The following is a 22,807-nucleotide window of genomic DNA, read 5'->3' on the forward strand; positions in this document are numbered from 1 at the left end:
GGCGCGGACAATCGCGTGGGGAGGGGGGCTCTCAGCCGACTCGGGTAATAGCGTGGCGGGCGAGCAGATCCGCCGCCAGCTGGAGCAGATCCGCCGCCAGAGTCGCCCGCTCCACGTCGAACTCGTCGAGCAGCGTGTCGATGATGTCGCCCATGGAACGGGTGCCGTCCATCAGCGCGACCGCGCTTTGCGCCGTCTCGTTCATCTCTGTAGCCTCGTCGCCGGCGGTCTGCGCCGCAACGGCTTTGAACACGGCGGTCTCATCGAGGCCGACGCCGTCCGCCTGCGCCGTGCCGTGGTCGCCCGCCTGCCCATGCACATAGCTCACGCCCTGCGGCGCCAGATCGCCGAAGCGGGCGTCCCGTTCGGGGGCTGCGAGACGACGCTTGATGCGGTGGTCGTCCGTCGCTCGCAGTCGGCCGGTGGGGGATTGGCCCTGCAGGTAGAAGCGCTGCCATTTCTGCGCCTGCGCCTCCGGGTCCTGCTGCGCCAGTTTCCGGTTGAAGGTCAGGCGGGAGTCCCGCCAGCTGGCATATTCCCGTTCCAGATCGGGGTCGGACGCCAGCGGGCGCAGGCGCGGCGTCACATCCTCAAGCGCCACGCTGGGCCAGAGGCTTAAGAAGCAGAACGGCTCTCCGGCCGCGAAGCGCACGCTGCCGGGCTGGAGGAAGCGCCAGTTCATGGTGAAGGTGAACGGTGCCCAGTTGGTCTCGACGATGCCGTCGAGCGGCGCAATACCGGCCTTCATGCGGTTGGGCGATCCGCGGCACCAGATCACCCAGTCCGGGTCGGTGCGGAAGAGATAGCCGGTCTGGAAGGTGAGTATGCCGGAGCCGAAATGCGACGACGCATAGGCGGGCACGCTGCCATCGTCGGCACGGACGACGATATCCTCCAGGCCGGCGCCGCCATTCCAACTCGCGGTCAGGTCGACGGGATTGATGAGCTCCCACCCTGAGGCATTGGCGATGGAGAGCGGCGTGCAGCGATAGGCGAAGCGGTCCGGCGTGCCGTCCATCCAGTCGCGCTCGGAGGCGCCGGGAACGATGAGCGGCGGGTCCGCGAACAGGGGATAGCAGTCGAGGCGCAGCCCAGCCATGTCCGCGTTCCCATGTCAGCCGGCGCGCGAGACGTACATGCCGCCGTGAGATGATGCGCACATACACAAGGCCCATCCCGACAAGGATGGGCCTACAAGGTTTGAAATACCACGTCGCGCGGCGCTCACGTCCACGCGCCAAGCCTCACGGCGGCGGAGGAGGCGGTGGCGGCGGAGGAGGCGGTGGCGGCGGGGGAGGAGGCGGCGGGGGCGGAGCGGGCGGCACAAACGGCACTCCGGACACCGCGATAACCGGCGCAGGCGCCGATGCTGAACTCAGCCGAACGGTCTGCATGACCGCTGGCGGCACGTATGGTTTCTTCATTCACTCCCCCATGTTCCGACTTAAATCGCAACATTGATTCACATCACATTGCCCAATTGCGGTGTCAACGCTCTCCAAGGGGAAGCATGCAGCATGGCACGCTAAGCAGTACTTCGGTGTGGTTTCGCTGACACAGCCGTGCGCGTTGCTGTGCGAAAAAGGGAGGCCATGCGCCTTCGGGCCGGTGCCCTGGCGCGCAACTGCGCGCCTTGCAAACCCCGCCCATGCTGTGGCGCAGAGGTCGAATAATTCATCAGAAAAAAGGCATCTCAGGCGACTATCGTGCCGGAGATGCCCATGTGATAGCAGGACGACAAGGCGCGGCGCAGAAGCGCACGCGCTACACCCCTCAGGTCGGCGGCACGAGCGGCGCCCCGGACACCGGCACTACCGGTACGGGTTCCGACGCGGAGGTCAAACGAACCGTCTTCGTGACCGTCGGCGACACATATGTCTTCTTCATTCCCCAAACCCCATATTTCGACGTAAAATCGTAACATTCGTTTACATGTCATCGCCCAATTGGGGTGTCAACGCTGGCCAAAGAGGAAGCTGCGGGCGGCGCGAATTTGGTACCGCGCGTCACATTGTCGACACAGCCATACGACCCGCCGGTGTGAGATAGGGCGGTGCCCTGGATCGCGCGCGGCGGCAGCAACGCATTCGCTTGCGAACGCCGCGCTGGTTCTGCGGTCGGCGCTGCGTGCCATTCGGGAAAGAAAAATCCCCGACGCCTGACGCGCCGGGGATGAGTACGTGATGGCGGAAACGGCAAACGCGCGGCGCGGCGCGCCTGCGCTCGGATCCTCAGCCTGGCGGTAAGACTGGCGCGCCCGACACCGGGACAACCGGATCGGCATACGACGCGGCGGTCAACCGAACCGTCGGCGTGACCATTGGCGGCACGTAAGGCTTCTTCATTCCCAACCCCCTGTTTCGACTTAAATCGCAACGTTGATTCACATCACTACTCAGGTAGGGTGTCAATCGGCTCCAGAGAGGCCGGCACGGCGGCCCGTTCGCATTTGCATGTCGACACCACGCAGCCTCTGGTGCGTGTGGCCCGCGCGTGGCATGTGAGACCGCTCAACGTGTCGCCACACGCTGGCGGGGAGGACGAATTGGAATTGGACTGTGTGCTTCGCGTTTCCCCGCTCGCCAGCTTCCAGCCCCTCGGTGACAGCGCCGTGGTGCTGCGAATCGACAGTGGCCAGCTCTACTCGGCGAATACCACGGCGCAGGCACTGCTCTCCGCCATGGATGGGGAGCGAACCCTGGCGGAGATCACGTCCCTGCTCTTGGACGACTTCCACGTTGATCGCGATGTTCTGGAGCGGGATCTGCTTGCCCTGAGCCGGCAGCTTCTGGACGACGGCATCGTAGAGCAGGTGCCCTCCGCGTCATGAAGCAGGCGGGGTTGCGTCGGCGGCTGTGGTGGGAGGCGCGCTTTCTGCCGCTTCGGGTCCTGGGGCGGGACTTTGCCGGTCTGCTGGCGCTCGCGAACCGTCCGCTCCGCAACGTTGATGCGCAGGGCCTGCCGGTGACGGAGATCGTCGCCGCCGTGGTCGCGGCGACCCGGCGGCCGTGGATGATGCGCGACCGGCGTTGCCTGCGGCAGGGGCTTCTGGCCTTTCGCGCCCTTCGCAGTGCCGGCTACCGGCCTGCCCTGCATTTCGGCGTCGATGCGGCAGGCCTGAAGGCCCCGGATGGCGTGGTGCATTGCTGGATCGTGATCGGGGATGAGGTCGTTCTCAACCCTCCCAACCCGGGAATGACGACGGTCTTCATTCATTCCTTGCCGGACGTGGGTTGATGCACAGCCTCTGCTTTGCCCTTGGCGTGGAGAGCTGGGTGGTGGAAGGTTCCGATGCCTGCCTGCTTCCACCCCTGCGCGCCCTCCTAAGCGGGCTCGAACGCGACCCTGCCGTGGCCGGGCCGCCGACATGGCGCCTCGAACACGGTCTGCCCGACATCGCTGGAACGCAGGGGCTCGTGCTGCACGAGGGGCAGACGGAAACCGGCTCCCTTTTTCGCCTGTTTGAGTCGGCCGACGCGCTCGTCCTGCTTTGCGGGAGCGAGTTGCGTATCGAGGCCGATCGCGCGGGTGGCACTGGGCGGGCGATCGTCGCCCCTGGCAGTGAGAGACTGCTGATGGGCCAGGCTGGCGTCTTCATGATGGCGGCTGCGCTCGACAGCGTGGGGCAGCAACTCGTCCATGCCGCCGCTCTGGTACGGCCCGGCGGGACCGGGGCCATTCTGCTGGCGGCGCCGAGCGGGGCGGGCAAGACCACGACGGCGCTCGCTCTCGCCCAGCAGGGCTTCGGCCTGATGTCGGATGATGGCGCGGTGCTTTGTCCCGGTGCCGGGGGCGTGGGCATATGGGGCCTTCCCCGCCGTCCCAAAGTCCACCGGGCGACGGCCGCACTTTTGCCCGCGCTCGCATCAGGCCTTGGCGGCGACTGGGACGCCGCCGGCGAGCAGCCGCTTGACCTCGCGCGCATCAGCGGGCTCGGCGTGGCGCCGCCCGGCCTCGTGCTGCCGCTGGAAGCGCTTGTCTGGCTGGGTGGGCGCCGGGCGGGGGGCACGCGCTGCGAGCCGATGGCGCGCGACGTTTTTCTCTCCGGCTTTGCGGCCGACAATCTCAATCGCGGGACGACAGGCGTTCCCCAGCACCATCTGAGGCGATTCGTGGCCATGAGCCGGGCGGTCGGCCACGCGCCCACCTATGAGCTGCAGGTCGGCGACGAGCTCGCCGATGTCGGCGAGGCGCTTCGGCAGGGGCTCGCACAGGCATGAGCCGAACTCCGCTCTCCCCCGCCCACGCCCGCTGGCTGCTCGCCCTATCCGATCCCGAGGGGCCGGGGCCGGATCTGTCGAACCTTTCTCCCGCCGCCGTTCCGGAACTGCTGGCGGCAGCGCGGGCGCACCTCGTGCTGCCCGTCCTGTGGCGCCGCCTTCGCGAGATGCGGACGGCGGAAACTGCGGTGGCGCTCGATAAGGCGCATCGGGAATTGGAACTGCTCACCGCCCACGGCTTGCTGCTGACCCATTATGCCGGCCGCATCGCCGCAGGCTTGGCGCCCGCGCAGGTGCGCTTCGCCATCGTCAAGGGCCGCGCCTTCGCGGCGCTCTACCCGCATGCCTCCGACCGACCTTTCACCGACATCGATATGCTGGTGCAGCCCGAGGACCGGGCGATGGTCGAGGCGACGCTCGAAGCGCTGGATTTCGTGCCGGCTCCGCGTAAGACCATCGACCATTCGGCCGCCTATGGCGAATTCAAATGGACCGCCCGTCAGGCCCCGAATGTGCTGGTCGAGGTTCACCTGAACCTCGTGCATTATCCGCTGCTGCGCCGCACCGTGTCCCTGTCGCTGGATGACCTTTATGCGTTCGGCGGTGCCGAGGCGCCAGCTGGCCGGCTCATTGTCGCCGTGGCTCATGCGGCCGCCGGCCACAAATTTCACGCGCTGCGGCTCATCGTCGACGTGCTGCAGGCCGCGCGGGCGATGGAGGCGCAGACGGCGCAGGCCTTTGCCGAAACGGCCGTGCGACGGGGCTGGGCGCTCGAGGCCGGCATCGCGCTCGATCTTGCCGCGCGGCTTTATGGCGATGAGCGGGCCGCCTCTATCGCAGCCCTCCTGCCGTCGACGCCTGCGCGCGTGCTTGCCGCCCGTCTCCTGTCGGAGACCGCGATCCTCGACGCCCCGCAGCACGGCATCGCCTCCCGTCTCCGCCGCACCCTGGTCCGCGGGCTGCAACATGTGCGGCCGGCGCGCCGGCGATGACGGCGGGCGCTCGGCCGGTCAGTCGCCCGACCCGTCGCCGGTGATGGAGACGGTCGCTGTCAGCCCGGCGACGAGGGTGATGCCGGGCGGCACAGGATCGAGCACCACGCGCACAGGCACGCGCTGGGCCAGGCGGACCCAGGTGAAGACCGGATTCACCGTGGCGAGACCGGAACCGTCGGGCTGCGCGTTGGGTACCGCGATGCCGCGACCGACACCCGTGACCTTGCCGCTCAACGTGCCGGGATAGGCCATCAGCGCCACCCGCGCCGTATCCCCGACATGCACGCCGCTGAGCACCGATTCCTCGAAATAGGCGTCGACCCAGAAGCTGTCGCTGTCCACCACCGACAGCGCGCGCTGGCCGCTGGTGGCATAATCGCCGGGCTGGGCGAGGAGGTTGGTGACGTAGCCATTGACCGGCGAGACGATCCGCGTGCGGCTGAGATTGAGCCGCGCCTGGTCGCGATTGGCCAGCGCCTGCTGATAGGCACCCTGCGCCATCTCGGCAGCGGCGGCGAAGGTCTGCTGCTCCTCCTTGGACACCGCGAGGGCATCGAGATCGGCGCGCCGCTGCGCCTGCACCTGCTTGTTGTCGAGATCGGCCTTGGCCCGGGTCACGGCCGCGTCGGCATTGGCCAGCGCGATCTGGTAGTCGTCGGGCTCGATGACCATGAGAACATCGCCCTTGTGCACGAACTGGTCGTCCTTGACCGGCAGCTCGACGATGCGGCCGGAGACCTGCGGGGTCACCGTCACCACATAGGCGCGCACCGTGCCGTCGCGCGTCCACGGGGTATCCATATAGCTCCGCCAGGTCCACCAGCCGAGCAGGCCGGCGGCGGCGAGGGCGCAGAGAGTGAGCCCCACAGACAAGAGGGCGCGAAAGGTCGACGGCCGCTCTGCGGCCGGGGTGAGCATGGTCATGGCCGTGGCCCCACAGAAAGGACGATCAGCGAAAGCAGGATGATGTAGATGCAGAGGTTGAACAGGCCGGGATGCCAGACGCGGCGCGGCAGGCTGAAATGATTGGCGATCCGGCTGAGCGGAAAGGTCGCCACCCAGGCTGCCAGCATCATCACGGCGAAGGGGGCGACATAGACCCCGAGAATGTCGATCTCTCTGAACATGTCGTTCGGCCCTTTCAAAGAAGCGGGAACCGGGCAACGGCCCCGGCGCTGAGCAGCTCGGCGTGCAGGTCGAGCGTGTCGAGGATCACGTCGATCGCGGCACGCGCCTTCAGTTGCTGCGGCGCGGGGGCGTCGACCGTGAGTGTGCTCGCGAAAGCGGCCTTCGACAGCGCGTCGCGCGCGGTGGCCACCTGCCCAATAGCGAGCGCGTCGAGGGCGTCCTGCAGGGCGTGGCCCGCGGGCATGTCGGTCGCCAGCGCCCGGAGATGCAGGACGGCCTGCCCGAGGGCGAGCAGCGCCATAAGGTTTCCGGCCTGCTCCGGCGTTGCCTGCACCGGCAGCGCCTCAGTCCGCCGGGTTAGCCGGGCGGTCCAACGCAGGGCGATGGTCGCGCCGGGCGAGCGGGGGAGGCGGCGGAAGTCGCGCAGCGAAAGGTCGATGAGCCTGCGGGCGCGGAGCTCAGGCGGGACCATCGGCAGGAGGGCGAAGAACAGCGTACCGATGACCGTGCCGGTGACGATCGACAGGGCGAGATTGAAATAGGCGGCGGCGTCGTAGCTTGTCGGATTGCCCACCCCGAGCAGCGGCAGCGCAGCGATGGACATGCCGAGAAAGGCGACGTTGTGCCAGCTGCCCGCCTGCAGCACGCCGAGCGGAACGTAGAGTAGGAACAGCAGGGCGAGCAGGGCGGGGAAAGTCGAGAGGCCGGGCAGCACGGCGAAATAGAGCACGCCACCCAGCCCCACCATCGTTGCCGCTCCCACTGCGTAATCCTTGGCGAAGGCGCGCGCCTGGTCGCCGAAGGAGCCGAAAACCAGCGTGCCGATGGCGGCGAAGACGATGGCGAAGGCGCCGTTCGGCCAGGCCGACACCACCCAGAAGGCGGAGGTGAGCAGCACGGCGAGGAAGACGCGCAGCCCGTTCAGCAGCGCCGGCAGCGGGTCGGCGATTACGAAGGGTCGGCGTGGCGGCGGGAGGCGCGGGCTGTTGCGTTCCCCCAGCAGGAGGATGGCATCGGCGAGACCGGCGAGGCCGTCGACGACCTCGCGCGTGGCATCGAGCGCGATGCGGCCGGCGCCGTCGCGCGCCGGAAGCGTTTCAAGCTCTGCCGCGACCTCCTCGGCCGCCTGCCGCAGCTGCCGGGGGGCGTGGTCGAGCTGTGCCGTGGCGAGGCGTTCCAGCAGTGGGACCAGATGGTCGCGCAGCGGCGCGCGGCTCTCGCCGTGAAGGGTGAGATGCGCGCCGGCATTGCGCCAGCCGACGAGCGCGCCAACCAGCCCGTCCATCATCCGCTGCAGATTGCCGGTGCGCGAGCGCAGATAGGAGGATTCGCCGATGGCGGCGTCGATCTGCGTGTGCAGCACGCCGAGGCTGCGCGTGAGCGCGCGGCGCGCGGCCACGAGGTCGGGGGTCTCGCCGCCTTGCCGAAGTGTCGCGAGGAAACCGTCCCTGAGCTGCTCCGCCGTGCCGCGCAGTGTGCCGGCCAGCTGCCGGCGCGCCGCGCCGAAATCGGTCAGCACCATCACGAAGCCGGCCGAGGCGATGCCGATGCAAATCTCGCCGACGCGGATGACGGCGAGAAAGAACGCCGTGTCCGGATTCGCCAGCGTGTCGGCGAAGATGATCACCGCGGTGATGCCGGACAGCGCCGCCGCATAGGAGGCGAAATTGCGTAGCAGCACCACCGCGACTCCGCACAGGCCGCACCAGAGGGCGAGGCAGAACAGCAGCGCGTCGCGCTGCTGTGGAAATACGGCGAGCATCGCCACCATCATCAGCCCGCCGACAATGGTGCCGATGGCGCGGAAGCGGCCCTTCTGCAGCGAGGCGCCGAGATTGGGCTGGCAGACGATGGCCGCCGTGGTCGCCGCCCAGAACGAATTCTGCAGTTCGAGATAATAGGTGATGTACAGCGCGAGGCTGACCGAGGCGGCGAGGCGCAGCCCGAAGAGAAGGCGCGGCCGAAGCGGGGCGAAGAACGACAGTGCCGCCGCCAGAGCGAGCTGCGGGCTGCCAAGATTCAGCGCCGGTGCATTTTGAACGTCGCTCATCGTGTCGCCTGCCGGGAAAGTGGATGAGCCCAGCATAGGCGGTGTGTCGACGGCGGAAATTATACGCCCGTTCCCGCCTCTAGCGCTTTGGTATGGCCCGGAGTTCCGGCTGACCAAACGCGCGAAAGCGGCGATGCCCGCAAGGGCATCGCCGCCGTCTGGAAGGGTTCGTTCGCCGCCCGCTCAGGCCTGAATGAAGGCGAGCAGGTCCGGATTGATGACATCGGCATGGGTGGTGAGCATGCCGTGCGGGAAGCCCGGATAGGTCTTCAGCGTGCCGTTCTGCACCAGCTTCACCGCGAGATGGGCGGAGTTTTCGATCGGTACGATCTGGTCGTCCTCGCCATGCATCACCAGCACCGGCACGCTGATGGCCTTGAGATCTTCCGTCTGGTCGGTCTCGGAAAAGGCCTTGATGCCTTCATAATGCGCCTTGGCGCTGCCCATCATGCCCTGGCGCCACCAATTGTTGATCGCGCCCTGCGAGACCTGCGCACCCTCGCGGTTGAAGCCGTAGAAGGGGCCGGAGGCGACATCGAGGAAGAACTGCGCGCGGTTGGCGGCGAGCGCGGAGCGGAAGCCGTCGAACACCTCGATCGGCAGGCCGCCGGGATAGGCTTCGGTCTTGGCCATGATCGGGGGAACGGCGGAGACCAGCACTGCCTTGGCCACCCGGCCCTGCGGCTCGCCGAACTTGGCGACATAGCGCGCCACCTGGCCGCCGCCGGTGGAATGGCCGATATGCACCGCGTTCTTCAGGTCGAGATGCTCCACCACGGCCGAGACATCGGCGGCGTAGTGGTCCATGTCATGGCCTTCGCTGACCTGGGCCGAGCGGCCATGGCCGCGGCGATCGCTGGCGACGACGCGGAAGCCCTTGCCGAGGAAATACAGCATCTGCGCGTCCCAATCGTCGGAGGACAGCGGCCAGCCATGATGAAACACGATGGGCTGGGCGTCCTTCGGACCCCAATCCTTGAAGAAGATCTCAACGCCGTCCTTGGTCGTGACGTAACCCATAGCGCTATTCCTTTGATGGAGGGGTGGAACCAGTCTCTTCCTGCGCTTCCGGGGAAGGCGCGGGAAACCCGTGATGCGCGGCCGGCATTCGTGACGTGCCGTTGCATCTTTCGCGATAATATATAGCGCGATATATTTTTTCGTGAAAGCACGAAATGCGGGCGCAGGCGCCTTTTCCTGTGTGCAGTCGTGCATGGCAGATATGCTGGGCGCTTTCGCGAAACCGCCGGCCGGTCAGGGGCACCGGCAGGGGGGTGCGCGCGGCGTATGTCAGAAGCCGATGGCGGCGCGCGTCTCGGTTGCCGCCGCGCGGCCCGGCCAGCCGGCTGCCATGAGCGTGAGCGGTGCGCTCGCCCCGTGGTCGCGGCGCGTCGCGGTTTCGGCCTTGTGCGCCTTGAACCGTCGGGCTTCGGCCACCCGCCAGTGGCGCGGCGTGTCACCCGCAACACGTTTGAACACCGTGGTGAAATGCGCCTGCGTCTGGAAGCCGACTGCCAGGGCGATGTCGATCACCCGCTGGTTGGTGCCCGCCAGCAGCTCCTGTGCGGCTTCGATCCGGCAGCGCAGCAGATAGTCATGCGGGCGCAGTCCGGTGGCGAGACGGAACTGGGCGGCGAAATGCATCCGGCTCAGCCCGGCGGCGCCGGCCATGTCGGCGAGGGTGATGCGCTCGCCAATGTTCATCTTCACATAGTCGACGACGCGCTTGAGGCGCCATTTCGGCAGTGCCGATTTGACCCGCGCATTTCGGTCAATGGCGGTGATCGCGCCGTCTGCTTCCTGAAGGCGTTCTGCGCTCTCGCAATACACGCCGCTGTCGGTGGTGTTCGCTGCGGGGGAATGCATCTGAAATCCTCTCAACATCAGCAGGCAATTCGGTGAGTTGAGAGTAGACGGCTGGACGCCAGACAAAATCGTACCAGCGTTTCGTTCGGTATGCTCTTGGGTGTCCGCTCTCATACCTTGGTATGTACGGCGAGCCACCCGGATATACCGAAGGGCGCATCGGCCAGACGGAACAGCGCCGGTGAGGGATAGACTATAAAAATACCTCTGAACCAGGGAGCTGCGCGCGCGAAGATGCGGGAGGACGCGCCGCATCTGCGCTGGACCGTGCGAACAGGATAGCTTTAATCAGTACCTTCAACCGTCATGCGCCGTCTGACGGAGCGTCAGGGCGGCGGGAGGGACGAGGCGGCATGACGGGAAAATCACCGTATTTCTTTCCGGCTCTGGCCGCCGTGATGGCGGCGCCGATCTTCGCCGTCGACACGCTAACGCCGCTCGATACCGCCATCGCCGTTCTCTACGTCGCCGTCATCATGCCGTCGGCGCATTTCCTCGGCCGTCGCGGCGTTCTCGCGGTTTCGGGCACCTGCATCGCGCTGACGCTCACCAGTTTCGTCATCGTGCACCAGGACGATTGGGAGGGCTCGGCGCTGGTGCGGCTGATCGTCAGCCTGTCCGCCATCCTCATCACCAGCCTGCTCACCTTGCGCAACCAGCAGGTGACCTCGGCGCTGCGGGAGCAGGCCAACCTCCTCAATCTCACCCACGACGCCATTTTCGTGCGCGATCTCGCCGACAGGATCACCTACTGGAACCATGGCGCGGAGGAGCTCTATGGCTGGAGCCGGGCGGAGGCGCTGGGCCAGACGGCCGCCAGCCTGCTGCGCACCCGCTTTCCCGACACGCCGGCGCGCATCCACGCGGCGCTGCTGGCGGACTCGCAATGGGCGGGCGAGCTGACCCATTTCAAGCGCGATGGTGCGCAGGTCACCGTGCTCAGCCGATGGTCGTTGCAACGCGACAAATCCGGCCGCCCGGTTGCTGTTATGGAGACCAATAACGACATCACCGAACGCAAACGCTCCGAAGCCATGCTGCAAAAGGCCCAGACCGAGCTTGCCCATGCCGCGCGCGTGGCGACCATGGGCGAACTTACCGCCTCCATTGCCCATGAGGTGAACCAGCCGCTTGCCGCCGTCGTCACCAATGGCGAGGCGTGCCTGCGCTGGCTGGGGCGCGAGGTGCCGGACCTTGGTGAGGCGCGTGCCTCGGTGGAGCGCATGATCAGCAACGGACGGCGCGCCAGCAATGTGATTGCCCGGCTGCGGGCGCTGGCCCGGCGCGACGATCCCGATCATGTCGCTCTCAACCTCAACGACATCGTCGAGGACGCGCTGACGCTGGTGGAGCGGGAGGCGGATTCGCACCATGTCGCCGTCCAGCTCGACCTCCAGCGCGCGCTGCCGGATATCTCCGGCGACCGTGTGCAGTTGCAGCAAGTGGTCATCAACCTGATGATGAACGCCATACAGGCCATGGCCGGCGTCTCCGCCCGGTCGCGGCGGCTCGCGGTCACCACCCGACAGGAGGGGGGTACCGGCGGGGCGGGCTGCGTGACGGTGGAAGTACGCGACACTGGCGTCGGCGTCGATGCGCAGGGGGCGGAGCACCTCTTCACCGCCTTCTACAGCACGAAGAAGGAAGGGCTCGGCATGGGCCTGTCGATCTGCCGTTCGATCATCGAGGCTCATGGCGGGCGCATCGCCTTCGCCGCCAATCCCGATCACGGGATGAATTTCACCGTCAAGCTGCCCGCACTGAAGGAGCCGGCGCCGTGATTTCCCATACCTCGTCCAGTCGCACTCCGGCCGCCGCGCCCGCGCCCACCGTGATCGTCGTCGATGACGACGAGGCGTTGCGCGAGGCGCTGAGCAGCCTGTTCCGCTCGGTGGGGCTGCGGGTCGAGCTCTATGGTTCGGCGGCGGAACTGCTCGCCGCCAAGCCGCCCGCCGCGCCGCGCTGCCTGGTGCTCGACATCCGCCTGCCAGGGGTGAGCGGGTTGGACTTCCAGGCCCAGATCGCCGCTTCGCCTATGAACATGCCGATCATCTTCATGACCGGTCACGGCGATATCCCGATGACCGTTCGGGCGATGAAGGCGGGCGCGGTGGACTTTCTCACCAAGCCGTTCCGCGACCAGGACATGCTCGACGCGGTCGCGACGGCGCTGGAGCATGACCGCCGGCAGAGCGAGGCCGACAAGGCGGCTACCGACATCCGTGCCCTTTACCAGTCGCTCACCGCCCGCGAGAAGGAGGTGATGGCGCTCGTCACCTCCGGGCTGATGAACAAGCAGGTGGCGGCGCAGATCAATTTGTCCGAGATCACCGTGAAGATCCACCGCGGCCATGTGATGCGCAAAATGAACGCTAAGTCTTTGGCGGATCTGGTGCGGATGGCCGAAACGCTCGGCCTGGGCATCACAAAGGCTTAAATTGCAAACCTCCGTATGATTTGCATCCCGGACCTTTCGCGCCATCCTTCAGGGAACGCGCCAAGGCGTGCCGCTTTGACCGCGAAAGGAATGCCCCCGTGTCTGAAGTTCCGATGATCGCCATCGTCGATGATGATGAGTCGGTTCGCGTGGCCACCTCCAGCCTTGTCCGGTCCTTCGGCTTCAAGACGACGGTGTTCGCGTCGGCGGAAGATTTTCTCGCCTCGCCGACGATACCGCGCACCGCCTGCCTCGTTACCGATGTGCAGATGCCGACCATGAGCGGCATCGAACTGTTTGAGGCCTTGCGGGCGCGGGGGGTCGGCCTTCCCGTGATCTTCATCACCAGCTTCCCGGAGGAGCGGGTGAAGCGGCGTGCGGAGGAGGCGGGTGCCGCCGGCTTCCTCGCCAAGCCCTTTGACGCCGACACCATCATGGGCTGCGTGTTCGAAGCCCTCAAGGGCCAGCCTCTCCCGCGCTAGAGCCGGTCCACCGTCACCGTTCAAGCCGACAAGACGAGCGCCGCCTCGGGGCGCATGCTGACGCTTGTCCTGTTTTCGACCCCATGTGCCCCCGCACCGAGCCTCAGGAGCCTGTTATGGATATCGAAGCTACCAAGAAGCGCCGCCTCGCCCCGCTGGGGACCCCCACCGCGCTGCCGTCCAACGCTGTCGCCGACATCGCCGCCGCGCTGACCACGCTGCTGGCCGACGTGTTCACGCTCTACATCAAGACCAAGAACTTCCACTGGCACCTCTCGGGCCCGCATTTCCGCGATTACCATCTCATGCTCGACGAGCAGGGCGACCAGCTCTTCGCCATGACCGACGACATCGCCGAGCGCGCGCGCAAGCTCGGCGGCGTGACGCTGCGTTCGGTCGGCCACATCGCCCGGCTGTCGCGGCTCGACGACAATGACGCCGATTTCGTCACCGCCCAGGACATGCTGGCCGAACTGTGCAGCGACAACATCGCGCTCGCCGGCTTCCTGCGCGCCACCCACACGCTGTGCGACGAGCATGGCGATGTCGCCAGCGCCAGCCTGATCGAGAACTGGATCGACGAGACCGAGCGCCGAACCTGGTTCCTCTACGAATCCGGCCGCCACGACGAGGCGCGGGGCTGAGCCGCCGCGCTCCACCTGCTTCCTCCCCGAAGACCCACCTGGCCGTCGCTGTGTCGCAGCGGCGGCCGCTTCTTGTCGGCACCGGGCCAAACAGTGCTGGCGCCGGCCGGATCGAACCAACATCGCCGGCAGCCGTTTTCCGCCGGGAGATTGCCGGCAGAAGGAGGCGTTGGCGTGAGCGATTATGATTTCTACTACTGGCCGCTGCCGTTTCGCGGCCAGTTCATCCGGGCGCTTCTGGCCCATGCCGGGAAGAGCTGGGACGAGCACGGGGCGGGCGAGATCGAAGCGCTGATGCAGCGTGATCCGACCGACCAGCCCATCGCCTTCATGGGGCCGCCAGTGCTCATCGAGCGCGCCACTGGCCTTGCTTTGTCGCAGATGCCCGCCATCTCGATCTATCTCGGCGAGAGCCTCGGCCTGATCGCCGACGATCCTGCCCGGCGGGCGCTCACAGCGAAAGTGGTCAACGATGCCAATGACGTGCTGGACGAGGTGACGCTGGATGGCGGTCGGCAGATGTGGACGCGAGCCCGCTGGGATGCGTTCGTTCCCCGGCTCGTCCATTGGATGCGGATTGCCGAGACGATAGGCCAGCGCCATGGCTTGAGGGCGGATCGCGGCACGCTGCTCGGCACCCCGGAGCCGGGCGTCGCCGACATCGTCACCAGCACGCTGTGGTGCACGATGGGCGAGCGCTTTCCAGCCATTGATGCGCTGCTGGAAGAGAACGCGCCACAACTCGCTGGCCTGACGCGGCGCGTCGCGGCGACTCCGGCCCTTGCCGCGCTGCGGGAGCGCTCGCGCCAGCTCTATGGCGACGCCTATTGCGGCGGAGAGATCGAAAAATCGCTGCGGCAGGTGCTGAGCATCCCCATTGGCGGTTCCTGACCGCGGGGGCGCGGATCAGCCGAGCTTGCGCAGCAGCCGCAGTGCTTCCACGCGTTCGCTCGGTGTCAGCGGCTCAAGCGTGGCGGCGCTGATTTCCTCAGCCACCTGGATCGCGGCATCGGCGATCTCGCGGCCACGCCCGGAGAGGTCGAGAGTGCGGCGGCGGCGGTCGCGCGGATCGTCGGTTATGGCGAGCAGCGCACGCGCCTGCAGCCGGTCGACAACGCCCTTGATGGTGGCGGCATCGAGATGAATCAGCCGCCCCAGCTGGTTCTGCGAGCACGGGCCGATCTCGCGCAGCTTGGCGAGGGCGGCGAATTGCGGCGGCGTCAGTCCTTCGACCATGCGCGCCGCGAACAGGGCGGTGTGGCGCTGGCTCGCGACGCGGATAAGAAAGCCGACCTGTGTGTCGACCTGATAGGCGGCGCCGGGTCCGACGCTGGCGCCGTCCGACTGGTCCGCGCCCTCGCTATTCATGACGATGCCCCCCTCTGATACCGTCATCGCATCAGAGCACAGCCCGGCCATCGTGCAAGAGAAAATTGTGCGTATAGAAGCACTCGCGCGGCGGTGGGGCGGCCTAGAGCGGTGGCGCCGGCGGCAGTCCGCGCAGTTCGCCCTGCTCGATCCGCAGAACCCGGTCGCAGAGTCCGGCGCACAGGTCCGAATTCTCCTCGCAAAGCAGCAGGGCCAGACCCGCCGCCTTCAGCCGTGCCAGCGCCTTCCCCATTTGCTCGACCACGATTGGCGCCACGCCTTCCGAGGGCTCGTCGAGCAGCAGCAGAGCCGGGTTGCCGATCAGCGCGCGGGCCACGGCCAGCATCTGCTGTTCGCCGCCAGACATCTGCCCGCCGCGCCGCTCGCGCATGTCGCCGAGCTGAGGGAACAGCTCGAACACGGCCTCCAGCGTCCACTCCGCGCTGTGGCTGCCGGGCAGAGGCGGGCGGCGGCCGAGGTCGAGATTCTCGCGCACCGTGAGCTCGGTGAAGATGCGGCGATCCTCCGGCACATAGCCGATGCCGAGGCGGGCGATGGCATGAGTGGGCCGTGCGGAAAGGTCAGCGCCGCCGAAGCTCAGCCGCCGTGCCCGCCGCCGCACGAAGCCCATGATCGCCTTGAGCGTGGTCGACTTGCCGGCGCCGTTGCGTCCGACCAGCGCGACGGCTTCGCCGGGAGCCAGCTGGAAGGACAGGCCGAACAGGATCTGCGCCTCGCCATACCAGGCGTCGAGGCCCTCGATCTCCAGAAGCGGCGCGGCCGTGCTCATGGCGCCTCGCTTGAAGCGGGCGTGACACCGCCGAGATAGGCGGCGCGCACCGCCGGGTCGTTCCGCACCTCTTCGACCCCGCCATTGGCGATCATCCGCCCGCGCGCCAGCACCACCACGCGGTCGGCATGGCCGAAAACCACATCCATCGCGTGCTCGGTGAACAGCACGGCGAGGTCCCGCGCTCGGGTGAGGTCGCGCACCAGCGCGATCATCGCCTGCCGCTCCTCGCCCGACATGCCGGCGGTGGGCTCGTCCATCAGCAAGAGGGCGGGTGCCCCGGCCAGCGCCATGGCGAGTTCGAGCCGCTTCACATCGCCATAGGCGAGGGTGGCGGCGGGGCGTTCGGCCTGCGCGGCCATGCCGGTCTGTTCCAGCAGCGCCAGAGCTTCCTCGCGTGCCATGCGATGCGCCGGCGCCCACAGGCGAAAAACCTGCCCGCGGGCGGCGATCAGCGCCATCTGCACATTCTCCCGCACCGTCATCGAACCGAAGACGCTGGCGACCTGGAAGGTGCGGCCCACGCCCAGCCGGGCGATGCGGCGGGGGGCGAGGCCGGTGATATCGCGGCCCTTGAGCCGCACCTCGCCGGCATCCGGTCGCAGCTGGCCGTTGACGATGTTGAAGCAGGTGGATTTGCCAGCGCCGTTCGGGCCGATCAGCGCCAGCAATTCGCCGGGCGCGATGGCAAAGCTCACCCCGTCCAGCGCTCGCACGCCGCCATAATGCTTTGTAAGCGCTGAGATTTCCAGAACCGCCTCGCTCACACTCATGGCGCGCTCCGCACGCGGCGCAGCCCGCCGGCGAGGCCGGAGGGGAAGGCGAGAACGAGGCCCAGGATCAGCAGGCCGAGCAGGCCGCGCCAATAGGGACTCTCGCGCATCACCATGTCCTGAAGCAGGGTAAGGCCGCCGGCGCCGAGCAGCGGGCCCATCAGGCTGTGCACGCCGCCGAGCAGTACCATCACCAGCCCGTCGATCGAGCGCCCGACCGAGATCGCCTCCGGCGAGATCGAGCCCTTGGCGAAGGCGAACAGCCCGCCCGCCGCCCCGCAGAGCGTGCCGGCCACGGCGAAGGCGAGCCAGCGCACTTTTTCCACCGCGATTCCAGTGGCTTCCGCCCGCAGCCGCGAATCCCGCGCCGCCCGCAAAGCGAGGCCGAGCGGGGCGAAGACGAGGCGGCGGAGAAGCACGAGGCCGAGCACAGTGACCGCCAGCGCGGCGAGATAGAGCCCGTTGGCGCTGTCGAAAGGCGGGTCGGGCCACACGCCGAACAGCCCGTTCGAGCCGCCCGTGACCTCCTCCCATTGATGGGCGATCGACCAGACGATCTGGGCGAAGGCGAGGGTGAGCATGGCGAAATACACGCCCTCCAGCCGCACGCAGAACCAGCCGAACAGCACGGCACCGGCAGAAGCGCTAACGATTCCAACGGCTAAGGCGAGCGGCGTGGGCAGGCCGAGCACGGTCGCGGCATAGGCAGTGCCATAGGCGCCGAGGCCGAAATAGGCGGCGTGGCCGAAGGAGGCGAGGCCGCCCGGCCCCATGAGCAGGTGCAGCGAGGCGGCGAACAGCGCTGCGATCACCAGGTCGAGCGCCAGCACCGGCGCGTAGCTGGACACTAGGCCGAACAGCGGCACGGCGGCGAACAGCACCAGCGCCGCCAGCACGACAAGCCGGCCCCGCTGTCCCAGCGGGGTGAGCGGCGCCTCCATGTCGCCGCGCCGGGCGGCGGGGGGCAGCGGCCGACCGAACAGCCCGTGCGGGCGCACCACCAGCACCACCGCCATGACCAGGAATTCCGCCACCAGCGTCAGCCGCGACATGTTGAAGCTAAAGCCGGCCACCTCCACAACACCTAGCGCGGTGCACAGCGCCTTCACCTCCGCCACCAGCAGGGCGGCGAGATAGGCGCCGCGGATCGACCCCAGTCCGCCGATCACCACCACGACGAAGGCGTCGCCCAGAACCGAGAGGTCGAGCGCGAGATTTGCCGGCTCGCGGGCCATCTGCAGCGCGCCGCCGAAACCGGCGATGCCGGTGCCGAGGGCGAAGACGGCGGTGAACAGCACCGCTTCGTTGATGCCGAGCGCGGCGACCATTTCGCGGTCCTGCGTCGCTGCCCGCACCAGCCGGCCGAAGCGGGTGCGCATGAGTACGATGTGAAGGACGATGAGGACGATTGGACCGATGAGAGCGAGGAAAATGTCGTACTCCGGCAGCCGGCGGCCGAGGAGCTCGACCGTCCCCGTCAGCCACGGCGCGCGCGGGCCGAGAATGTCCTCCGGCCCCCACAAAGCGAGGGTGGCGTCGCTGAGGATCAGCAGCAGGGCGAAGGTGGCGAGCAGCTGGTAGAGCTCCGGCGCGGCGTAGATGCGGCGCAGCAGCAGCACCTCCACCAGCGCGCCCAACGCCGCCGTGATCAGCGCGGCGCCGAGGATCGCGCCCCAGAAACCGAGCGCCCCACCGAACGCCTCGCCCAGCAGCGGGGCGAGGGTGACGGCGAGGTACAGCCCCAGCATGTAGAAGGAGCCGTGCGCCATGTTGACGATGCGGGTGACGCCGAAAATGATCGACAGCCCCGCCGCGACGAGGAACAGGCCGGAGGCCGAGGCGAAGCCGTTGACCGCCTGGAACAGCAGCTGCTCGAACGTCATCGCCTGTTCCCGCCCGCCGCGCTAATTCGCTGCCGGGCGTAGCTTTGAGACTTCGGCGTCCGAGGGCAGGACGCGGGCGCCGTCGATATAGACGGGATCGACCATCACCCCGCGCCCGTCCTTCACCGCCAGCGTGCCGACAAAGGCGCCCATCGTCGCCTGGTGATCGCTGGCGCGGTAGGTGAAGGGGCCGAACGGCCCGTCCACTTCCAGCCCTTCGAACGCCTCGACCAGCTTCTCGCTGTCGGTGCTGCCGGCCTTGGCGAGTCCGGCGGCCAGCGACTTGATGGTGGCGTAGCCGACAATGGAGCCGAGGCGGGGATAGTCGCCATAGGCGGCGCGATAGGCGTCGAGGAACGCCTGATGTTCGGGAATGGTGATGGCGTACCAGGGGTAGCCGGTGACGACCCAGCCGGTCGGCGCCTCGTCCTTCAGCGGGTCGAGATATTCCGGCTCGCCGGAGAGCAGGCTGACGACGAAGGTGCCGTCCAGCGCCTTGCGGGTATTGGCCTCGCGCACGAAGCGGGCGAGGTCGGCAGCGAACAGCACATTAAACACGGCGTCGGGCTTGGCGTCGGCGATCGCCTGCGCCACCGGGCCGGCGTCGATCTTGCCGAGCGGGGTCGCCTGTTCGGCGACGAATTCCACATCCGGCTGCGCCGCCTTCAGCAGCGTCTTGAAGGTCTGCGCGGCGGACTGGCCATATTCGTAATTGGGATAGACGATGGCCCAGCGCTTGCGGTTGGCCTTCACCGCCTCCGGCATCAGCATCGCCACCTGCATGTAGGTGGAGGGGCGCAGGCGGAAGGTGTAGCGGTTGCCGTCGGCCCAGGTCAGCTTGTCGGTCAGCGGCTCGGCGGCGAGGAAGAAGACCTTGCGCCGCTTGGCCAGTTCCGCCACCGCCAGCCCGACATGGGAGAGGAAGGTGCCGGTGAGAAGGTCCACCTTGTCGCGGGTCAGCAGTTCGGTGCCGACGCGCACCGCGTCGCCCGGATTGCCGCCATCGTCGCGCGAGATCAGTTCAAGCGGCCGCCCGAGCACGCCGCCGGCGTCGTTGACCTGCTTCAGCGCCAGTTCCATGCCCTTGCGATAGGGGTCGAGGAAGGCGGCTTGCGCCTTGTAGCTGTTGAGTTCGCCGATGCGGATCGGCTCCGCCGCGCCGGCCGGCAGCGCCGGCAGCAGCGCGAGGGCGGCGAGGGCGATCAGCGCCGCGCGCCGGCGCAGGAGGGGCGCCGAGGTGAACGGCGCGGCCTTGTGGGGGCGCATCGGAGAACTCCGGGTGGCACGAGGAGGGGAGGGGCGGGCGTGTCGCGGCCTAACCTATCGCCTTGCGGCGCGGGGTCCAGCCCCGCGCCGGGGAAGCGCAGCCTACGGACCGACTTCCACTTCGGCCTCCTGCAAATGGCTGCGCCGCGAGGCGATGAGCGCGCCGCCGGCGATCAGCGCGGCGCCGGCGAGCGTGCTGGGGGCGGGAATCTCGCTGAACGCCACCAGCCCGATCACCAGCGCCCACAGGAAGGAGGTGTATTCGAACACGCCGAGCCGGCTGGCATCCGCCCGGCCATAGGCCCAGGCCATGCCCAGATGCCCCATCGTGCCGAGCACGCCGATGAGCACGAACAGCCACACGGCATCGCCCGACACCGGCACCCATTGCCAGGCGCCCAAGGGCGACACCAGCACGCAGGCGAAGCCATTCTGGAGCAGCACGATGGTGGGGATCGGGTCGCGCGCGGCGCGGCTCTTCAGCGTCACCATGGCGAGCGCATAAGTGACCGCCGCCACCAGCGCCGCGAGCACGCCTGGCCCATTGGCGAGGCTGCCGCCCGCGCTCATGTCGAGCTCGTTCCACAGCACCACGAGAACGCCGGCAAAGCCCAGGGCGATGGCGAGCAGGATCGACTTTCCCGGCCGCTCGCCGAGGAACAGCGCGGCGAACAGGGCGATGAACAGCGGTGAGCTGAAGGACAGCGCCAGCGCCACCGCGAGCTGCAGCACGGACAGCGAATAGAAGAAGGTCAGCGCGGTGATCGACACCAGCACCGAGCGCCACAGATGCGGGCGCAGCATAGACGGGCCGGGCAAGGGGGTGCGGCAGGCGAGGAATACCGCCCCCGCTGCCAGCGCGCCGATGGCGTAGCGCAGCATGGCGATCTGGCCGGGGCCATGGGCGACGGCGACATATTTGATCACCCCGTCCATGATCGACAGAAGGCCGATGGCGGCGATGGCCACCAGAGCGGGGCCGTTGAGCACGGCACGTCGAAGGGTTGCCTGCCACATAGAGGTTCAGCCTTCGACTTTCCGGCCGGCCGCGAGCGGCAGGCGGTAGAGATATTCCCAGGTGGCGGAAAGGTCGTGGCACTCGCGCGCCGCGCCATGCCGGGTGAAGCCGCAGCGCTCATAGAAGCGGTGGGCATCGGTGAAGCGCGTGTCCGTCCACAGCCGGATTTCCGACGCGCCGGCGGCACGGGCAGCGCTGAGGGCAGTGTCGAACAAGGCGCGGGCGATGCCGCGCCGACGGGCGGCGCGGGCGACATAGACCTTGAAGATCTCGTGCCCGCCGGTCGGAGCGTCGGCGTCGCGGGTGGGAGCCAGCGCCATTGAGCCGACGACGCCCTCTGACCCTTGCGCCACCCAGATGGTGCCGCCGCGCCCGGCGAAATGGCTGGCGATGGCGTCGAGTTCGGGAAATTCGGCGGCGCGGTCGAACACGCAGCCCTCATATTCGGCGAAGGCGGCGGCGATGAGCGCGGCAATGGCATCGCCATCCGCGTCGCTCGCCGGCCGGATCAGGAAATCGGTCACGTCACTCACTCCGGCCCGGCGCGGTCCATTTTCTCGCCGGGTAAGGCTGGGAGAGTTCGACGGCGGGGCGCGGGCGGACTATGTTCGGCTCGTCTTCTGGCGTAAAGACCATTCATTATGCCCGATACATGGATCTGAAATGGCGGGCTGGTGCTTAACCGCTGCTATCCGCCTGTTTGGCCTTCCGTTCCGGAGTGCTCGATGAACCTGCCCCGCCCTGTCCTCCGTCTGGCTTCGGCCGCCGCTCTCGCCGCCCTGCTGGCCGGCTGCGCCTCCGCGCCGTCGCCGCAGCCGATCGAGCCGCCGCGCCCGCAGTTCACCTCGCCGATCACGGCGCAGCAGGTGGAAGGCAAATGGGGGCTGGCCGCCTATCACCGGCCGGAGGACGCGGCGCGCACCGAGGCGCAGGCCCGCCAGGGCTGCCGGCAGCCCTATGTCATCAATATCGGCCCGTCGGGCGGGTTCATGATGTATCTCGCCGACGATTCGTCCCCCTCCGAGGTGGTGTCGAAGCAGGTCGGCAACGGCCCGATCTATATCGGCCTGCCGGACGAGCCGCCGGGCGCGCGTTCCGACCGCGAAGTGGTGCGCTTCGACGGGCAGGTGCTGGTGCTCAAATGGCTCGACCCGGAAGTCGCCGGCCGCTACGGCACCATGGTCTATGTCCGCTGCCCGGCGTGAGCGGACGGGACTGATTCGCCGCCGCGGGTAGCCGCCCGCGCAGGGCTGGGTTGCTCGCGGCTCCCGGCCGGCGGCTTGGAGGCGCGGGGCCTCTCCGCTATGGTCCGGCCCGATTTCGGATCGAACGCGGGAGCCGCGCAGCCATGGCGGGCGACACACAAGTGGTTGGCGACACACAGCAAGGCGCCGACACGCATTTCGGCTTCCGCACCGTGCCGCTGGAAGCCAAGCAGCGCATGGTCGACGAGGTGTTCCATTCGGTGGCGCGCCGCTACGACCTGATGAACGACCTCATGTCGATGGGCCTGCACCGGGTGTGGAAGGACCTTCTGGTCTCCCGCCTGCGCCCGCCGAAGAGCGATCGCGCCTTCCGCCTGCTCGATGTCGCCGGCGGCACGGGCGATGTCTCCTTCCGCACGGTGGAGGCCGGCGGGCCCGGCACCAGCGCCGTCGTCGCCGACATCAATGGCGGCATGCTCGGCGTCGGGCGCGAGCGGGCGCAGGGGCTCGGCCTCGCCGACCGGGTGGAGTTCGTCGAGGCCAACGCCGAAGAGCTGCCCTTTGCCGACAAGAGTTTCGACGCCGCCACCGTGGCCTTCGGCATCCGCAACGTGCCGCGCATGGACAAGGCGCTGGCCGAGATGCGGCGCGTGCTGAAGCCCGGCGGGCGCTGCTTCGTGCT

General features: G+C 68.0%; 25 protein-coding genes. 12 read left to right on the plus strand and 13 right to left on the minus strand.

Translation table 11 applies throughout. The annotated features are described in order from the left end of the window. Positions 1–31: 31 nt before the first annotated feature. Entirely contained in the window at positions 32–1,099 is a 1,068-nt protein-coding gene (locus ACP2AH_RS08200) for a DUF6065 family protein (protein ID WP_425105334.1), read from the minus strand. A 549-nt stretch (positions 1,100–1,648) separates the two neighbouring features. On the opposite strand from ACP2AH_RS08200, the gene ACP2AH_RS08205 reads away from it, so the two are divergent. The 5 genes from ACP2AH_RS08205 to ACP2AH_RS08225 all read left to right on the plus strand — a co-directional run bounded on the left by ACP2AH_RS08205 (position 1,649) and on the right by ACP2AH_RS08225 (position 5,212). Continuing rightward, on the plus strand, positions 1,649–1,921 hold the full coding sequence (locus tag ACP2AH_RS08205; protein WP_425105335.1) for a hypothetical protein: 273 nt from the start codon (positions 1,649–1,651) through the stop codon (positions 1,919–1,921). 624 nt (positions 1,922–2,545) lie between these two features. Next, a complete protein-coding gene (locus ACP2AH_RS08210; RefSeq protein WP_425105336.1) occupies positions 2,546–2,830 on the plus strand; it encodes a PqqD family protein in 285 nt (94 codons plus the stop codon). Continuing rightward, positions 2,827–3,237, plus strand: coding sequence for a lasso peptide biosynthesis B2 protein (locus ACP2AH_RS08215; protein ID WP_425105337.1), 411 nt, complete (start codon positions 2,827–2,829; stop codon positions 3,235–3,237). The genes ACP2AH_RS08210 and ACP2AH_RS08215 overlap by 4 nt, the downstream gene beginning before the upstream one ends. Then, complete coding sequence (locus ACP2AH_RS08220) at positions 3,237–4,220, plus strand: hypothetical protein (protein ID WP_425105338.1); 984 nt, start codon at positions 3,237–3,239, stop codon at positions 4,218–4,220. Before ACP2AH_RS08215 ends, ACP2AH_RS08220 begins: the two co-directional genes overlap by 1 nt. Next, complete coding sequence (locus tag ACP2AH_RS08225; protein ID WP_425105339.1) at positions 4,217–5,212, plus strand: nucleotidyltransferase family protein; 996 nt, start codon at positions 4,217–4,219, stop codon at positions 5,210–5,212. Before ACP2AH_RS08220 ends, ACP2AH_RS08225 begins: the two co-directional genes overlap by 4 nt. Before the next feature lie 18 nt (positions 5,213–5,230). Here the strand turns inward: ACP2AH_RS08225 and ACP2AH_RS08230 are convergent, their stop codons facing one another. The 5 genes from ACP2AH_RS08230 to ACP2AH_RS08250 all read right to left on the minus strand — a co-directional run bounded on the left by ACP2AH_RS08230 (position 5,231) and on the right by ACP2AH_RS08250 (position 10,259). Continuing rightward, entirely contained in the window at positions 5,231–6,139 is a 909-nt protein-coding gene (locus ACP2AH_RS08230) for an efflux RND transporter periplasmic adaptor subunit (protein ID WP_425105340.1), read from the minus strand. Beyond that, positions 6,136–6,342: a DUF1656 domain-containing protein gene (locus ACP2AH_RS08235; protein ID WP_421700006.1), complete on the minus strand. Its 207-nt coding sequence runs from the start codon at positions 6,340–6,342 to the stop codon at positions 6,136–6,138. The genes ACP2AH_RS08230 and ACP2AH_RS08235 overlap by 4 nt, the downstream gene beginning before the upstream one ends. A 14-nt stretch (positions 6,343–6,356) precedes the next feature. Then, the gene (locus tag ACP2AH_RS08240; protein ID WP_425105341.1) at positions 6,357–8,393 is read right to left on the minus strand and encodes an FUSC family protein; all 2,037 of its coding nucleotides are present in this window, start codon (positions 8,391–8,393) and stop codon (positions 6,357–6,359) included. A 183-nt stretch (positions 8,394–8,576) separates the two neighbouring features. Further along, the gene (locus tag ACP2AH_RS08245; protein WP_425105342.1) at positions 8,577–9,413 is read right to left on the minus strand and encodes an alpha/beta fold hydrolase; all 837 of its coding nucleotides are present in this window, start codon (positions 9,411–9,413) and stop codon (positions 8,577–8,579) included. A 270-nt stretch (positions 9,414–9,683) separates the two neighbouring features. Beyond that, positions 9,684–10,259, minus strand: coding sequence for a helix-turn-helix domain-containing protein (locus ACP2AH_RS08250; RefSeq protein ID WP_425105343.1), 576 nt, complete (start codon positions 10,257–10,259; stop codon positions 9,684–9,686). A gap of 353 nt (positions 10,260–10,612) precedes the next feature. Here ACP2AH_RS08250 and ACP2AH_RS08255 point away from each other — a divergent pair, with 353 nt between their 5' ends. From ACP2AH_RS08255 to ACP2AH_RS08275, 5 genes are all read left to right on the plus strand, one after another. Then, complete coding sequence (locus tag ACP2AH_RS08255; RefSeq protein WP_425105344.1) at positions 10,613–12,040, plus strand: two-component system sensor histidine kinase NtrB; 1,428 nt, start codon at positions 10,613–10,615, stop codon at positions 12,038–12,040. After that, positions 12,037–12,696 (plus strand): response regulator transcription factor, encoded by a 660-nt coding sequence (locus ACP2AH_RS08260; RefSeq protein WP_425105345.1) that lies wholly within the window; start codon positions 12,037–12,039, stop codon positions 12,694–12,696. The genes ACP2AH_RS08255 and ACP2AH_RS08260 overlap by 4 nt, the downstream gene beginning before the upstream one ends. Before the next feature lie 98 nt (positions 12,697–12,794). Continuing rightward, the gene (locus ACP2AH_RS08265; protein ID WP_425105346.1) at positions 12,795–13,178 is read left to right on the plus strand and encodes a response regulator transcription factor; all 384 of its coding nucleotides are present in this window, start codon (positions 12,795–12,797) and stop codon (positions 13,176–13,178) included. A gap of 116 nt (positions 13,179–13,294) precedes the next feature. Further along, entirely contained in the window at positions 13,295–13,822 is a 528-nt protein-coding gene (locus ACP2AH_RS08270) for a Dps family protein (protein ID WP_425105347.1), read from the plus strand. A gap of 174 nt (positions 13,823–13,996) precedes the next feature. After that, positions 13,997–14,713, plus strand: a complete 717-nt coding sequence (locus tag ACP2AH_RS08275) for a glutathione S-transferase (RefSeq protein ID WP_425105348.1) — start codon at positions 13,997–13,999, stop codon at positions 14,711–14,713. Between the two features lie 15 nt (positions 14,714–14,728). Here the strand turns inward: ACP2AH_RS08275 and ACP2AH_RS08280 are convergent, their stop codons facing one another. The 7 genes from ACP2AH_RS08280 to ACP2AH_RS08310 form a co-directional block, all read right to left on the minus strand. Continuing rightward, positions 14,729–15,190: a MarR family winged helix-turn-helix transcriptional regulator gene (locus tag ACP2AH_RS08280; protein WP_425105349.1), complete on the minus strand. Its 462-nt coding sequence runs from the start codon at positions 15,188–15,190 to the stop codon at positions 14,729–14,731. Positions 15,191–15,293: 103 nt separating this feature from the next. Further along, positions 15,294–15,980, minus strand: a complete 687-nt coding sequence (locus ACP2AH_RS08285) for an ABC transporter ATP-binding protein (RefSeq protein ID WP_425105350.1) — start codon at positions 15,978–15,980, stop codon at positions 15,294–15,296. Next, positions 15,977–16,753 carry an ABC transporter ATP-binding protein gene (locus tag ACP2AH_RS08290; RefSeq protein WP_425105351.1) on the minus strand — a complete coding sequence of 259 codons (777 nt, stop codon included), beginning with the start codon at positions 16,751–16,753 and terminating at the stop codon, positions 15,977–15,979. Before ACP2AH_RS08290 ends, ACP2AH_RS08285 begins: the two co-directional genes overlap by 4 nt. Next, positions 16,750–18,636: an ABC transporter permease gene (locus ACP2AH_RS08295; protein WP_425105352.1), complete on the minus strand. Its 1,887-nt coding sequence runs from the start codon at positions 18,634–18,636 to the stop codon at positions 16,750–16,752. Before ACP2AH_RS08295 ends, ACP2AH_RS08290 begins: the two co-directional genes overlap by 4 nt. Before the next feature lie 21 nt (positions 18,637–18,657). After that, on the minus strand, positions 18,658–19,902 hold the full coding sequence (locus ACP2AH_RS08300; protein WP_425105353.1) for an ABC transporter substrate-binding protein: 1,245 nt from the start codon (positions 19,900–19,902) through the stop codon (positions 18,658–18,660). 102 nt (positions 19,903–20,004) lie between these two features. After that, a complete protein-coding gene (locus ACP2AH_RS08305; protein ID WP_425105354.1) occupies positions 20,005–20,919 on the minus strand; it encodes a DMT family transporter in 915 nt (304 codons plus the stop codon). 6 nt (positions 20,920–20,925) lie between these two features. Then, positions 20,926–21,444 carry a GNAT family N-acetyltransferase gene (locus ACP2AH_RS08310; protein ID WP_425105355.1) on the minus strand — a complete coding sequence of 173 codons (519 nt, stop codon included), beginning with the start codon at positions 21,442–21,444 and terminating at the stop codon, positions 20,926–20,928. A 201-nt stretch (positions 21,445–21,645) separates the two neighbouring features. On the opposite strand from ACP2AH_RS08310, the gene ACP2AH_RS08315 reads away from it, so the two are divergent. Both ACP2AH_RS08315 and ACP2AH_RS08320 read left to right on the plus strand, forming a co-directional pair. Continuing rightward, a complete protein-coding gene (locus ACP2AH_RS08315) occupies positions 21,646–22,125 on the plus strand; it encodes a hypothetical protein (RefSeq protein WP_421700020.1) in 480 nt (159 codons plus the stop codon). A 143-nt stretch (positions 22,126–22,268) separates the two neighbouring features. Further along, positions 22,269–22,807: ubiquinone/menaquinone biosynthesis methyltransferase (locus tag ACP2AH_RS08320; protein ID WP_425105356.1), on the plus strand; the 539-nt coding region annotated here is incomplete at its 3' end.

The sequence above is a fragment of the Ancylobacter sp. genome (assembly GCF_965249975.1).
Classification (GTDB): Bacteria; Pseudomonadota; Alphaproteobacteria; order Rhizobiales; family Xanthobacteraceae; genus Ancylobacter.

Excerpts from the sequence above, each read along its gene's own strand:
- ACP2AH_RS08200 (WP_425105334.1), bottom strand. The coding sequence starts at position 1,099 with ATGGCTGGGCTGCGCCTCGACTGCTATCCCCTGTTCGCGGACCCGCCG.
- ACP2AH_RS08205 (WP_425105335.1), top strand. The coding sequence starts at position 1,649 with ATGCTGTGGCGCAGAGGTCGAATAATTCATCAGAAAAAAGGCATCTCA.
- ACP2AH_RS08215 (WP_425105337.1), top strand. The coding sequence starts at position 2,827 with ATGAAGCAGGCGGGGTTGCGTCGGCGGCTGTGGTGGGAGGCGCGCTTT.
- ACP2AH_RS08220 (WP_425105338.1), top strand. The coding sequence starts at position 3,237 with ATGCACAGCCTCTGCTTTGCCCTTGGCGTGGAGAGCTGGGTGGTGGAA.
- ACP2AH_RS08225 (WP_425105339.1), top strand. The coding sequence starts at position 4,217 with ATGAGCCGAACTCCGCTCTCCCCCGCCCACGCCCGCTGGCTGCTCGCC.
- ACP2AH_RS08230 (WP_425105340.1), bottom strand. The coding sequence starts at position 6,139 with ATGACCATGCTCACCCCGGCCGCAGAGCGGCCGTCGACCTTTCGCGCC.
- ACP2AH_RS08235 (WP_421700006.1), bottom strand. The coding sequence starts at position 6,342 with ATGTTCAGAGAGATCGACATTCTCGGGGTCTATGTCGCCCCCTTCGCC.
- ACP2AH_RS08240 (WP_425105341.1), bottom strand. The coding sequence starts at position 8,393 with ATGAGCGACGTTCAAAATGCACCGGCGCTGAATCTTGGCAGCCCGCAG.
- ACP2AH_RS08245 (WP_425105342.1), bottom strand. The coding sequence starts at position 9,413 with ATGGGTTACGTCACGACCAAGGACGGCGTTGAGATCTTCTTCAAGGAT.
- ACP2AH_RS08250 (WP_425105343.1), bottom strand. The coding sequence starts at position 10,259 with ATGCATTCCCCCGCAGCGAACACCACCGACAGCGGCGTGTATTGCGAG.
- ACP2AH_RS08255 (WP_425105344.1), top strand. The coding sequence starts at position 10,613 with ATGACGGGAAAATCACCGTATTTCTTTCCGGCTCTGGCCGCCGTGATG.
- ACP2AH_RS08270 (WP_425105347.1), top strand. The coding sequence starts at position 13,295 with ATGGATATCGAAGCTACCAAGAAGCGCCGCCTCGCCCCGCTGGGGACC.
- ACP2AH_RS08280 (WP_425105349.1), bottom strand. The coding sequence starts at position 15,190 with ATGAATAGCGAGGGCGCGGACCAGTCGGACGGCGCCAGCGTCGGACCC.
- ACP2AH_RS08285 (WP_425105350.1), bottom strand. The coding sequence starts at position 15,980 with ATGAGCACGGCCGCGCCGCTTCTGGAGATCGAGGGCCTCGACGCCTGG.
- ACP2AH_RS08290 (WP_425105351.1), bottom strand. The coding sequence starts at position 16,753 with ATGAGTGTGAGCGAGGCGGTTCTGGAAATCTCAGCGCTTACAAAGCAT.
- ACP2AH_RS08295 (WP_425105352.1), bottom strand. The coding sequence starts at position 18,636 with ATGACGTTCGAGCAGCTGCTGTTCCAGGCGGTCAACGGCTTCGCCTCG.
- ACP2AH_RS08300 (WP_425105353.1), bottom strand. The coding sequence starts at position 19,902 with ATGCGCCCCCACAAGGCCGCGCCGTTCACCTCGGCGCCCCTCCTGCGC.
- ACP2AH_RS08305 (WP_425105354.1), bottom strand. The coding sequence starts at position 20,919 with ATGTGGCAGGCAACCCTTCGACGTGCCGTGCTCAACGGCCCCGCTCTG.
- ACP2AH_RS08315 (WP_421700020.1), top strand. The coding sequence starts at position 21,646 with ATGAACCTGCCCCGCCCTGTCCTCCGTCTGGCTTCGGCCGCCGCTCTC.